At 69.0% G+C, this 12,121-nt stretch carries 11 protein-coding genes and 1 pseudogene; 7 read left to right on the forward strand and 5 right to left on the reverse strand.

Translation table 11 applies throughout. From position 1 onward, the window contains the following. Positions 1-10 precede the first annotated feature (10 nt). The 7 genes and pseudogenes from OG322_RS00695 to OG322_RS00725 all read left to right on the forward strand — a co-directional run bounded on the left by OG322_RS00695 (position 11) and on the right by OG322_RS00725 (position 5,699). Positions 11-589, forward strand: a complete 579-nt coding sequence (locus OG322_RS00695; protein WP_206432452.1) for a plasmid pRiA4b ORF-3 family protein — start codon at positions 11-13, stop codon at positions 587-589. A 409-nt stretch (positions 590-998) separates the two neighbouring features. Further along, complete coding sequence (locus tag OG322_RS00700) at positions 999-1,439, forward strand: hypothetical protein (protein WP_123465979.1); 441 nt, start codon at positions 999-1,001, stop codon at positions 1,437-1,439. 278 nt (positions 1,440-1,717) lie between these two features. After that, a complete protein-coding gene (locus OG322_RS00705; RefSeq protein ID WP_123465977.1) occupies positions 1,718-1,930 on the forward strand; it encodes a hypothetical protein in 213 nt (70 codons plus the stop codon). A gap of 301 nt (positions 1,931-2,231) precedes the next feature. Then, the gene (locus OG322_RS00710; RefSeq protein ID WP_266412983.1) at positions 2,232-2,678 is read left to right on the forward strand and encodes a hypothetical protein; all 447 of its coding nucleotides are present in this window, start codon (positions 2,232-2,234) and stop codon (positions 2,676-2,678) included. A 56-nt stretch (positions 2,679-2,734) separates the two neighbouring features. Continuing rightward, positions 2,735-2,932: pseudogene (locus OG322_RS00715) on the forward strand (ArsB/NhaD family transporter); the annotation flags it as partial. A gap of 132 nt (positions 2,933-3,064) precedes the next feature. Further along, positions 3,065-5,191, forward strand: coding sequence for a phosphocholine-specific phospholipase C (locus tag OG322_RS00720; RefSeq protein WP_329305882.1), 2,127 nt, complete (start codon positions 3,065-3,067; stop codon positions 5,189-5,191). 85 nt (positions 5,192-5,276) lie between these two features. After that, entirely contained in the window at positions 5,277-5,699 is a 423-nt protein-coding gene (locus tag OG322_RS00725) for a hypothetical protein (protein ID WP_329305883.1), read from the forward strand. Positions 5,700-5,988: 289 nt separating this feature from the next. Here OG322_RS00725 and OG322_RS00730 read toward each other — a convergent pair whose 3' ends face one another. From OG322_RS00730 to OG322_RS00755, 5 genes are all read right to left on the reverse strand, one after another. Then, entirely contained in the window at positions 5,989-7,539 is a 1,551-nt protein-coding gene (locus tag OG322_RS00730) for a N,N-dimethylformamidase beta subunit family domain-containing protein (RefSeq protein WP_260147218.1), read from the reverse strand. A 332-nt stretch (positions 7,540-7,871) separates the two neighbouring features. Continuing rightward, entirely contained in the window at positions 7,872-8,270 is a 399-nt protein-coding gene (locus OG322_RS00735) for a hypothetical protein (RefSeq protein ID WP_329305884.1), read from the reverse strand. A 255-nt stretch (positions 8,271-8,525) separates the two neighbouring features. Beyond that, the gene (locus OG322_RS00740) at positions 8,526-9,425 is read right to left on the reverse strand and encodes a serine hydrolase (RefSeq protein WP_123465967.1); all 900 of its coding nucleotides are present in this window, start codon (positions 9,423-9,425) and stop codon (positions 8,526-8,528) included. Positions 9,426-10,363: 938 nt separating this feature from the next. Continuing rightward, positions 10,364-11,419, reverse strand: a complete 1,056-nt coding sequence (locus OG322_RS00750) for a CU044_5270 family protein (protein ID WP_329305885.1) — start codon at positions 11,417-11,419, stop codon at positions 10,364-10,366. Next, positions 11,416-12,039: an RNA polymerase sigma factor gene (locus tag OG322_RS00755; protein ID WP_123465961.1), complete on the reverse strand. Its 624-nt coding sequence runs from the start codon at positions 12,037-12,039 to the stop codon at positions 11,416-11,418. Before OG322_RS00755 ends, OG322_RS00750 begins: the two co-directional genes overlap by 4 nt. Positions 12,040-12,121 lie beyond the last annotated feature (82 nt).

The raw sequence follows: 12,121 nt of genomic DNA on the forward strand, positions 1-12,121 counted from the left end.
GGATGGTTCCATGGCGAACACCCGCAGCAGCGTCCACCGGATCAAGGTCACCCTACGCGGGTCCAAGCCCCCGATCTGGCGCCGCCTGGAGGTTCCCTCCACCGGCACCCTGCAGCAGTTGCACCGCATCGTGCAGGAAGCCTTCGGCTGGCAGGGCTACCACCTGTGGGTCATCGAGACCCCGTGGGGGGAATTCGGCATATCGGATCCCGAGTTGGGCCACCGCAGCGCTGCCGCGAAGAAGCTCCGCGACGTCGCCCGGGCAGGCGACCGGCTCCGCTACACCTACGACTTCGGCGACGCCTGGGAGCACGACATCCTCGTCGAGGCCGTTTACGCCGCCGAGCCCGGCACTGCCTACCCGCACTGCCTGAGCGGCCGTCGCGCCTGCCCACCGGAGGACTGCGGCGGTATGTGGGGCTACGAGGAACTCGTCGAGATCCTCGCCGACCCTGCCCACGACGAGCACGACGAGCGGCTGGACTGGCTCGGCCTCGACTCCGCCGAGCAGTTCGACCCGACGGCCTTCGACCTCGCCGCCGTCAACGCCGCCCTGGCCGCCGCTTCGGCAAAGAAGGTGGACCAGTGAAGCCGGCGGTTCGCCGTGTGGTCAACGACGTCCTGGTCGAGGGAACGGACGACTTCGTATCCCTCCACCACCTGGTTTGGTACTCGCGGGTCGCGGCGGAAGAGCAGCAGTCGGACCCACCGCGAGCTTGTATCCGACGCCGCCCGGGCCCTGCTCGAAGGTGGCCTGGCCAAGATCGGCAACCCCTGCGAACGGATCATCCCGTGGCCAGGCACCCCCGAACAGGTCACGAGCCGACTGATGTCCCAGTGCGTGGCATTCGACTGGCAGCCGATGGGTGACGGCTGCTGGATCGAGAACACGCCAGCGGGAGACGCATGGGCCGAACACCAAACAGAACAGCAGTGAACAGCCCAAGCACCAGTCAAACCCCCGCAGGATCAACGCGGTGCTGCACTAGGTTGGTCGGGTGACTCTCCTTGATGATGTGGCCGAGCGCGACGGCTGGCGGTGCTGGGTGTGCGACGAACCGGTCAATCCCGACATGTCGGTGAACGACCCGCGGGGGCCCAGCGTTGACAGCCGGACCGCCGACCGGAAGGCCAAGGTCGCCGAGCGGCTCGCGCACCGCGGGTGCAACACCCGCAAGGGCGCGGTCAAAGTGGTCATCGCCTGGCCGGACCGCCTGTACGTGGTCGACCCCGCGCCGCTGATCACCGTTGCCGAAAGGCTGGAGCGCAAGGGGGGCCGCGAGATGGTGGGCCGTTGTCCGAACAGGCAGGACGCCCAAGAGGCGGCGGATTGGCTGGTGGATCGGTTCTCCCGCCTGGTACCGGGGCTGCCAGTGACCGCCGCCATCGAAGCGGGCGGCGGCCAGTTCCTCGTCACCTTGGCCACCGGCCGCCGCTGACCGGGGATCATCAGCGCACACTCGCGTCGAACTGAACCGTTGGCCCACATCGACCTGCCCTGACACAAGCCGACCCACGGGCGCGTGGCGGACCGCGGCCGGGTGGCCGGCGGGGAGGCCGGGCCGACCCGCCGGGGACCACCGTGAATGGTGGCGGCCAACGGCTTCCGGCAGCGCCCGGTCGGCCTGCCCCGGACACAGCTGTGTGCCTGGGGCCTGCTGTCGACTCTTGCCCACCTGCAACGCGCCGACGACGCCGACCGGGCCTGCGCACAGCGTTGGCGGAACTGGAAGCCGACCCATCCGGCACCGCGCCGGGCAGGCTCGGGTTCGACGACCCCGAGCTCAACCTCCACCAGGCCGAAGCCGACCTCGCCCTCGGACACCACCAACAGCCCCGCGCTCGCGCCGAAGCTCCGCAGCCGCATGCCCCGACCGAACAGCTCCGTGCCCTGCCCGCAGCCATCGACCACCACGGACACGCCCTCTGAACTGAAACAGGGCGCCCACGGATCAGGCCAGCCACTGAGCCTCTTCCAACCTGATGTTCCGGAGCGTGAGTTGGTCGGCTGTACAACATGACGAAGCTCCTGGATTCACGACCAAGATCACCCGTGTCGGCCAGGAGCTTCGCGTGCTTGTCTACCCGTCGTCGATCGATCTGTCCAGCCGCACACTTGGGTTTTACGTTACAGAACGAACCGGAGGGATTCGCGGAGATGTTGCGCTTTCATCGTGAACCTCCTCCCGGGGTCAGGGCTTTACTCAGTCTTACATTTGGGGGAAATCGCAATGAAGAAGTCCTCGCGTAAGGCAGTTGTATATCTTTTAGCCGCTCCTGCGACCATGGCGCTGAGCGGGATTACGGAAACTGCGTATGCCACCGAAGGTGATGATGCGTCGGTACTCACTGCTGGATGCCCCAGTTACGAGCGGTTCAACAACAATTACGTTTGCACCTCCCTGTCGAGTGGCGCCCTCTTCCACCCGAAGGGTCATTCGGGCGCCACGGCGACCTCAACAGCTACGAAGTACACGAAGTTGAGTGGATCCAGCATTACTGCCAAGCTCGGGTACACCTACAAGGGCACGACCTACTGGGGAGGCACCTTCACTCAGGCCTCCGGTACGACAAAGACCAACACTTGGACTCGTAACGACTACGACTGGGTCTGTAACTCCACCTTCATGAATGTCTCTGGCCAGGGTAACTTCCAGACCCCTGTCGCCAGTTGCTGACGTAATGGGCTGGGGTGCCTCCCCGGATGCGGGGAGGCACCCCTCTCTTCCTATGAATAATTGGGGTGAACCTCGGCCCGAACCTCACCTACGTCGGCTCGCTCGCCACCCTGCTCTGGCGCCGCATCCTGCACACCCACGGCGCCGCGCCCGACCTCGGCCACTTCACCCGGCTCGGACTGCTGACCGTACCGGCGACGCTCGCCGTGTCGACGGTCGTGCTGTGGGGTGCGCCGCAGCTGATCGGAGTGTGACCAGGTGCGGGGCGCGGTTGGACTTTCCTGGCCGACCTGTTGGACGTTCACCACCGAGCCGTACGGAATCCCTCCCGGCGTCACCTGGCTTGATTAGTCTCCGGGCTGAACGACACGACTCGGGAGGCTCGCTTGACCACGGACATTTCACGGCGCCGGCTCTTCGCGCTCGGCGGCGGTGCACTCGGCGTCGCGGCTGCGGGGTCGCTGCTTCCGCCGTCACTGCAGGTCGCGATTGCCGCGCAGCCGGCACATTCGGCGGGGTCCGGTGGCGGTGACGGGCTCGGAGCCATCAAGCATGTGGTGATCCTGATGCAGGAGAACCGTTCCTTCGACCATTACTTCGGGACGCTCCGGGGAGTGCGCGGCTTCGGCGACCGCAACGCCGTCGAGCTGCCCTCCGGCAAGCCGGTCTTCGAGCAGCCCGCGCTGCTGGGCACCTCTGTGCTGCCGTTCCCGGTGCGGGGCGCTGCCGAGACGCAGAAGAAAGAACTCCAGTACATCGGCGCGCTCGACCACTCCTGGAGCGGTGGCGGGAAGGCATGGGCCGGGGGGTGGATGAACGGCTGGGTGACTGCGAAGACGGCCGCCACCATGGCGTACTACGACCGCCGTGACATCCCGCTGCACTACGAACTGGCCGACACCTTCACGGTCTGCGACGCCTACCACTCCTCCATCCACACCTCGACCAGCCCCAACCGCAACCACCTGTGGAGCGGGAAGACGGGCAACGAGGCGAACGGCAAGCGGGCCGTCGGGAACGACGCGTACAACGAGGGCACGCACCCCGGGTACGACTGGGGCACGTACGCGGAGCGGCTGGAGAAGGCCGGGCGCAGCTGGCGCACGTACACCGAGTGGGAGAACTTCACCGACAACCAGATCGAGTTCTTCGCCACCTTCAAGGCGATCGCCCGCAAGGCGTTGGCGCAGACCGGCGGCCATACATACATGGAGTCGTTCTACTCGGCGGTACGGGACGCGGACGCCACGGAGCGGGAGCGGCTGTTCGGTCTGCTCGAAGAAGGTGTCGCCACCCTGGACAAGGCTGAGCGCAGCCTCTTCGAGCGTGCGTTGCGCCGGGTGGAGACCGGAAAGCTGGCCGATGAGTTCGCCAAGGACGTGGCGGCGGGCACGCTGCCCGAGGTCTCCTATCTGGTGCCGTCGGCCGTCGACTCCGAGCACCCGAGCGTCTCCTCGCCGATCCACAGCGCGACGATCGTCTACAAGGTCCTGGACGCGCTGGGCAAGCACCCCGATGTGTGGCGGCACACCGCCGTCCTCATCAACTACGACGAGAACGACGGCTTCTTCGACCACGTGCCGCCGCCGGTCGCACCGCCCGAGGTGGCCGAGGAGCAGTGGGAGGGCAAGCCCACCGGTCTCGGGATCCGGGTGCCGCTGCTCGTCGTGTCGCCGTGGACCGTGGGCGGCTACGTCTGCTCCGAGGTCTTCGACCACACCTCTGTGATCCGCTTCCTGGAGCGCTGGACCGGCGTGAAGGAACCGAACATCAGCGACTGGCGGCGCACCGCCACCGGCGATCTGACCTCGGCCTTCGACTTCGAGCGCGCGCGGCGCCGGCCCAAGGTCGAGCAGCCCGGTGCCATCCCGCCGTTCAGCGGACGCTGGGCGCCGAAACCGCCGCTCGTGCAGCACATGCCCGTACAGGAGTCCGGGGCCCGCCCGGCCCGCGCGCTGCCGTACCAGCCGGACGCCCAGGCGAAGCTGGTGGACGGGGCGGTGCAGGTGGCCCTGAGCAACACGGGGCGCTCGTCCGCGCACTTCGCGCTGTATCCGTACGCGGGGGAGTTCCCCGTACCGCAGCACCGGGATGTAAAGGGCACGGCGCAATGGACGGTGCCCCTTACCGGTGCGGCGTACCGGTTCACGGTGACAGGCCCGAACGGCTTCCGGCGCGAGTTCGCCGGGCCCGCGAAGGACGGCGCTTCGGCCGGGGCCGAGGTCGCCTCGCGGGTCGACGCGCATGAGCGGGATCTGCATCTCACCCTGCGCAACACGGGGCGGACGACGCTCACCTTCACCGTACGGCCGCTGGGCTACGTCGAGGAGGCGGACCTGCGGGACTGGACCAGGACCGTCAAGGTCAAGCCGGGACGCAGCCGTACGGTCGTGCACTCGGCGGCCGACGCACACGGCTGGTACGACCTGTCCGTCACCGTCAACGGGGACGATGTCTTCCGGCGACGGCTGATGGGGCACATCGAGAACGGCCGGGCGAGCGTCTCCGGCTGACGGGCCGCCCCGGCAGGCCCTGCATTACGTACGGGAGTTCGGCGCCCACCGGAACCGCCGCGGCGCGGCCGGCATTTCCTTGATCATGACTGAACTGATCGAGAGATGGGCCGGAGTCACGGCGGGCGCCGCCCCCGAGGAGGCGGACCCCGTCGTCCTGGAGTGCGCCCGCCTGCTCGCCGCCGAACCGGACGGCGAGCAGGCGGTCCTGCTGACCTTCGGTCTGGTGAACATGGCGCGGTACGTCCTCGGGCGACGCGACGCCCCCGTCGAGCGGGCCGTGGTGGACGCGCTCGGCGCCGCCGTCGAGGCCATGGACGAGCAGCACCTCCAGGCCGGCGGGTGCGGGCACGCGGCTCATCCGTGCACCGGGAGCCTGGAGGAGTGGGACACGGACGCGGACGCGCTGCTCGGCGCGCCGGAGGTCCAGGTTCCGCTCGCTGAGTGGGACGGGCCCGAGGCCTGCCCCGCAACGCCGCCGGATGGGCGCGGACAGCCGCCGATGTGATCCTGCCGGGCAGCACGGACGGCGTCCCCGAGATCATCCCGGAAGGCCACCGGGCAACATCCGCAGCCTGGGCAGTGTGCTCAACGACTATCCGAACGGTGATCCGTTCTGGGACCTGGAGATCCACGCCACGCCGCCCAGCAGCTTCTCCCGAGCCTCTCTCGCCGGTTATGTCGTCGTCGCCCATGCGAACTGCTGGTACGCGGGGTCGGGTTGCCGGACGGTCGTCGGCCTGACGTCTCGCCGCACATCATCAGCGCGACGGCCGGTCGGCGCATGCGCGTCCGTCTCACGCCGAGCCGTAGACCTCGCGCACGTTGTCGCGGGGTGCCGGCCTGGTCTTCGCGGCCGGTCCCTCCGCGAAGGCCCGGAGCAGGTTCTCGGTGGTGCGGGTCACGAAGGCTCCGGTGCGCGCGTCCATGCCGTGGTTGCGGCCGTTCTCCCCCGTCCCGGCCATGAGGCCCTCGACCCACCGCATCGTCCCGGACGCGAAGACGCCCGCCCCGCTCGGCACCGTGTAGTACGCCGAATCGGAGTGGCTTCGCCTGCCGTTGCAGACCAAGGAGGAGTGGGCGATGATCTCGATCGGCGCGTCCGGAAGTGCTCCCGGGGTGACACGGTCGTACTCGACGCCGACGAGGTGGGGGAAGGAGTCGCCCTGCTTCACTCCAGTGCCCGCGAAGAGCCAGTGACCGGCGTTGCGTACGACATAGGGAGCGTTTGTGGGATAGCCCTCGTAGAGGACTCCCGTCAAGGACGATTCCGGGTCGGGATCGGGTACCTGACGGAAGTCGGTGGTCACCAGGGCGCCGTGGCGGGGATACAGGGGATCGTGGCGGTAGTCGGTCTTGTAGCAGACCACGGTGCGGTCCCCGTCCTCGATCCTGATCCGGCGAAAGCAGGTGTTGGCGCCGAGGAAGGCCAGGTTGGTGCCGGCGTCGCGGGCCCGGGTCATGGACTGCCGCTGCTGGGGTGTCCAGTACTCGTCGTGGCCGAGCGTGACCGCGGACACGGCACTCCGCAGCACCGCAGGATCGCGGTGGATGTCGATGCCGGTGGTGTACGCCAGCGGTATGCCCAGCCGCTCCGCGAGGACGACCATGGCCCGCTCGTACACCAGGAACTTCTCGGCTCCGTTGCTGTCGTACGGCCGGGCGAAGGAGACGGCCAGGGCACGCGTCCCGTACGACGCGCCGGCGCCCTCGTAAAGGCTGTAGCCGCCCCACTGGTTGTACGCCTGCCAGGTCGCCGGCGCATGGATCAGCAGGGTCTTCCCCCTGGCGTTCGCCGAGCGAACGATCAGGGGGACGTATCGCTGGTGACCGTTCTCCGCGTCGAGGCGGAGCAGGTAGGCACCCTCCGGCCAGCCGTCGGTGTGTACGAGGACCGTACGCTTCCAGTCCGCCCGCACCGTACGCGTTCTGGGAGCCAGACCCGGCTCTCCCTGGATGCGCCCGGCCACCCTGCCGGAGTGCCAGACCAGGCGGGCCTGCGCGCCTTTGTACCAGCCCATCCGGTACGCCGAGACACGGAACCCCGGCGCAGTGGTGGACACGTACAGCCCGAAGTCCTCGCCCGGCAGAACGCTCACCTTGTCGGTATAGCCGAGCGCGGCCTCGGGCGGACCCGCCGAACGGATGCGCCAGCCGGAGTCGCCCGGACGGGAGGCCTCGGACGGGCCGGCCGACGCGCCCGGGTCGCCGCCGGACGCCATGTCGCAGCCTGCCAGCATCGTGCCCGCGGCCCAGACCCCGGCCGCCGCGGTCGCCCCGAGGAACCGCCTGCGGTCCAGGCCTGTGCCGTCACCACCGCCCCCGGCGCGTTCTCGCTCCGCGTCCATCGGAACATCCATCGGATCCGTCCCACGTGTCAGAGGCCTCGCGTGCTCTTGCCGCAATCGTGGTCGAGCACCGCGCCTCCGGCCACCAGGGAGGGGCCGGATGCCCGGCCGGTCCCGCAGCCTTCCGGGTGCATCGACCGCCCGGGTTCGAGCGTTCGCGCAGCGGTGGGGAACGATGTCCGGTGAGACGGGAAATGATCTCCGACGGGCTTCATCGCCGCACCTCGCACCCACTCGTGAACACCCGCAGCCTGACCAACCAGGCGGACGCCCTGGCCGTGCTCACCGCCAGGGCCGGGCGGCGCATCACCGCGTCCGACGTCGGATGGGACCTACATCGTCCTCGGAATCGTCACCATCACCTCGACACGCCCGGAGACGCCCGGAGACGCCCCCCGGAGGCTCTGCTCCACGAAATCAGCCAGGGAGACATCATGGACCGCCGAAACCTGCTCATGCTCACCAAAGCGGCAGCCACCGCGCCCGCTCTCACACTCCTGCTCGGCCCGATAGCGCGCCAGCGCCGCGCCAGCTGCCACGCGCCTGAACGAGAAGCTCGTTCGCTCGATCGAAAGCGCCGTCCGGGACCTCCGGGAGATGGACGACTCCACCGGGAGCGCCAGCGGCGACCTCACCTGGGGCCTCGGCATCTGGCAGAGCACTTCCCGGGTGGTGTCGACTGGATGCTCTTCGACGCACGCCAACACCCTCAGGCTCAGCGCGTCTACCACACGGGGATTCGGCTGGCCCGCGAGGCCGGAACATCACTGACCACCCGTCACTCAACAACGAACCTCGTTACCTCCGCCGCGTATAGGCCGCGTGGCTGGGCCACCACAACGACGCTGCCGCGCTCCTGGACATCGCCGCGCGGACGCCGGAGCTGCCGTCCGCTGTGGCCGCCGTGATCGCCGAGCGGCGTATATACGCCGCAGGGCAGCGGCACGATCCTGAAGCGGTCCTCCGGTTCCGGACGCGTCGGCTCGTCAGGTCCGGGCAGTCGCGGGCACGGCCTGCCGGGCCGCCCGCTCCACCAGTGAGATGCCGTCGCTCATCGACGCACTGCCGTCCGACAGTACGGCGACGAGGTAGCGGTGTCCGTCCGCAGTGACCCGGCCGACACTGTTGACGTCCCAGAGCCCGGAGGCAGTGCGCTGCAGCCAGCCGTTCTTCAACGCATACTCGGCGCCGGAGGCTTTCGATACACCCCACGCCTGGTCGCTCGCGACACGGCTCATAAGGGTCTGGATGTAGGCCTGGGATTCCTTGTTCAGCGGGGAGTCGGTCTTCGACGTCGCAGCGCTGTCGAACACGGTGAGCAGGAGCCTGATCTGATCACTCGCCGTCGTCCGCGTCAGCCCCCACTTCGTACCGGGGCCGCCCTTGGTCGAGGCCAGTCCCAGGCGCTTGTTGGCCGCGTCCAAGCCCGGTGCCCGGCCGATCTCGCTCCACAGGGCGTTCGCCGCCGCATTGTCGCTGTTCCGGATCATCGGTTCGGCTAGCGCGCGTTCCTGGACCGTGAGATGCCGGCCCGCGTCCTGTGCCTGCAGCAGCAGCGCCGCGAGAATGTCGACCTTAACGATGCTGGCGGTGTCGTAAGGGGCGTCCTCGCCATACAGCAAAGGCTTCCGGCTCCCGCCGTCCAGACTGAGCACCGCCGCTGTCACACGCGGCTTGCTCTGAGGCTGCACCGCGGCGTTGACGCCAGCCGTGGCACGGGTCTGCTCCGACGGCGCGGGCGCGGCGGCAGCGGGCGCCGCGTGCAGCGCGGCGAGGGAGAAGAGGGATGTCACCGAAGCCAGGAACACACCGGCGCAGGCGCCGGCACGGCTACCTCGGTGCCTGGCTGAGGTCTTCGAATGCGGTATGGAATGCGAGTAGGGCATGGTCAGGCAGGCCTCGGCAATAGGTCACTAAAATGGAATTGCATGGCGAAAGTAGACGAAAAGCGTGCCAGGTGAAGTAACCCTCGTCACTCATGACCCGTTTCGACCCGAATTGTGATTAGACCCACAGGCGGTTCGGCATCGAGCACACCTTCAGAATGATCAAGCAGACGCTCGACTGGACCGCGCCACGTGTCCGTCACCCCGCCACGAACGGCCCGTGGACCTGGCTGATCGTCACCGCACACACCCAACTCCGCCCGCCCACTCGCCGAGGACCTACGCCAACTCATGCAGGGCGAGGCTGGCGACCCGGGCCCGCTCGTACCGGGACGACCCACGCGGCGGCTTCCCGTCAGTACCCGCGATACACCAGCGGATGAGCCAGGCGAAGTCCGTCGAGCGCGGTCTTCAGGGAGGTCACTCTTGCTGGGTACGTCGCTTTGTCGGTGAGTTCGACGCGGTTTTGGCCGGTCGCTCCAGCGAGCGTATGGCAGGCGTGGGCGAACTGGGTCGCGGCGGTCCGTCCGGCATCGGGGACAAGGTCGACTTGCAGGACAGTGAGGGTGCCGGCGCGGCGGCCGAGGTCGGCGCGTCCGACCAATTGCCCGTGGTGGCCCCGCGTGGTCAGCTGCTGATCGCGCTCACCTTCACCATCGAGAAGGGACGGATCGCCGCGTACGAGGTGATCGCCGACCCCGCACGCCTCCGCCGACTCGACCTCGCCGTTCTGAGGAATGAGCCCAGTCGGCAGCGATCCTCATCGTTGCTGCCGCGCCGGTGCACACGGAATCCGGGGACCGTCGTCGTCGGCGGTCGTGCCGAGCGGGCCACCGCAGGCACCTCCCCGCGCGTCCCGGACCCGCCCCCCGCGAGGGTCCGGGACGCGCGGGGGCGGTCAGCTCGCCTGCCGCTTCCAGGCGGCCTTGCGTGCCGCCTCAGGAGGCCTGTCCCGCCTTGTCGGCGACGCCGTGCTCGATCTCGGCACTGCTCGACAGGAGGGTTCCCGACTCTCCCCACGGGGTGTCCTTCGTCAGGTAGTTGCGGGAGCCGAGGAAGGAGTAGTCATCCTTGTCGAAGACCCACTCGCTGCGGTTGCCGTACCGGGTGTCCTCGCGGACGATGCCGAGGCCGCTGCGGCCGATCGCGTCCTTGGCGTCCGGGACTTCTTGGACGCCCGGGATCTTCGCCGCCGCCTGGTAGAGGGCCGCGGCCGTCTTCGGCGGCACCAGTCCCCCGAGCCAGGAACCGATCTGCTCGAAGACGATCTGATCGGTTTCCTGGTCGGGGTCCTTCGTGACGTGGGCGTACAGGTAGGCCAGGAGTTCGTCGGGGTCGGTGGAAAGCGTGGCGAGCCAGTTGTAGGTGGGGCGGTCCAGCCCGGCGGGAGTGCCGTTGTCGTCGCCCAGCGGGGCGTTGATGACGCTGTCCTCGCCGTCGGCCCGGACCAGGCCGAGCTTCTTGAGCGGGCGCGGGTCCTGCGCCGACCAGACCTGCTCCTCGTGCAGCGGGCTCAGCACGGCCTTGCCGCTGGTGATATCGGCCTCCTGGATCTTGGAGCGGGTGTAGAGGAACTGGTCGTCGCGTACGACGGGGGCATCACTCGCGAGGGCGACGGTCGAGAGGCGGTGCAGCAGGCCGCCCGCGCCCCGGACCGCCGGGGCGGACGAGGTGGCCGCCGTGGTGCCGTGGTCGTCGCCCGTGCTGAGGGCGATGCCTCCCGCGAGTACCCCGGCCAGCGCCACCGCCGACACGGGAACGAGGAGGGCCGGGCGCAGGAGACCGCGGGCCGGACGGGGAGCGGCGGCGGCCGGACGGTCGCGACGGGGGGCGGTGGCCTGGTCGGCGTCGATGCGGTTCATCAGGATTTCTTTCTGGCGACGGAATTGCTCGGGCGACAGGTCCTCGGTCACCGGAGCCGGAAGCAGCCGGGCCAGGTGCTGGCCGTCGTCGTTCCCGTCCTTCTGAGGAGGGGCGGCGTCTTCGCGGTTCATCGGGTTTCCTCCCGCACGGGCAGAGCCGCGAGTGCGGCTGTATTCATTACCTCTCCGCGGGCCCTCGTGGGTTCCGCTTCCTCGCTGGGGAGTTCCGCAACCTGCGCGAGCCGCGCAAGCTTCTTGCGGGCCCGCGAGAGACGCGAGCGCACCGTGCCCACCGGGACGCCGAGCGCTTCGGCCGTCTGCTGGTAGTCCAGCCCGGACCACACGTGCAGGGACAGCACTTCCCTTTCTTGGCGGCGCAGTTGGCCGAGCGCCACTGAGACCGCCTGGAGATAGCGCCGGTCGTCGAGCCGAGACGCGGTCTCGCCCGAGAAGTCGGCCACGGCGGCGGGCGCCGGCTGACGGGCAAGGAAGGCGAGCCGGCGCCGCAGTCCCCGCCGGGTGTTCTCGCACTTGTGCGTGGCGATGCCGAGGAGCCACGGCAGCGCGGAACCCCGGCCCTCCTCCAGCCGCTCCCACCCCTGCCAGGCGGCGAGGAAGGTCTCGCCCATGACGTCCTCGGCGGCCGACCAGTCACCCGTAAGGCGCAGCGCGTGACGGTAGACGGCGTGGGCGTACCGCTCGTACAGCCCGGCGAACGCCTCGCGGTCCCCCGCGCGCAGACGTCGGCGCACATCGTCGTTCTCCGGGCTATCCGAGTTTTCCGGGGCCTCTGACTCTGGTGGTTCCCTCACACTCAGTATCTCTCCGCGACCA

Origin of the sequence: Streptomyces sp. NBC_01260 (assembly GCF_036226405.1) — a bacterium.
GTDB classification, from domain to species: Bacteria; Actinomycetota; Actinomycetes; order Streptomycetales; family Streptomycetaceae; genus Streptomyces; species Streptomyces laculatispora.

What these genes read in the sequence shown, in the direction of transcription:
- OG322_RS00750 (WP_329305885.1), bottom strand. Translation starts at nt 11,419, where the DNA reads ATGAACCGCGAAGACGCCGCCCCTCCTCAGAAGGACGGGAACGACGAC.
- OG322_RS00725 (WP_329305883.1), top strand. Translation starts at nt 5,277, where the DNA reads ATGACTGAACTGATCGAGAGATGGGCCGGAGTCACGGCGGGCGCCGCC.
- OG322_RS00695 (WP_206432452.1), top strand. Translation starts at nt 11, where the DNA reads ATGGCGAACACCCGCAGCAGCGTCCACCGGATCAAGGTCACCCTACGC.
- OG322_RS00710 (WP_266412983.1), top strand. Translation starts at nt 2,232, where the DNA reads ATGAAGAAGTCCTCGCGTAAGGCAGTTGTATATCTTTTAGCCGCTCCT.
- OG322_RS00730 (WP_260147218.1), bottom strand. Translation starts at nt 7,539, where the DNA reads ATGGACGCGGAGCGAGAACGCGCCGGGGGCGGTGGTGACGGCACAGGC.
- OG322_RS00740 (WP_123465967.1), bottom strand. Translation starts at nt 9,425, where the DNA reads ATGCCCTACTCGCATTCCATACCGCATTCGAAGACCTCAGCCAGGCAC.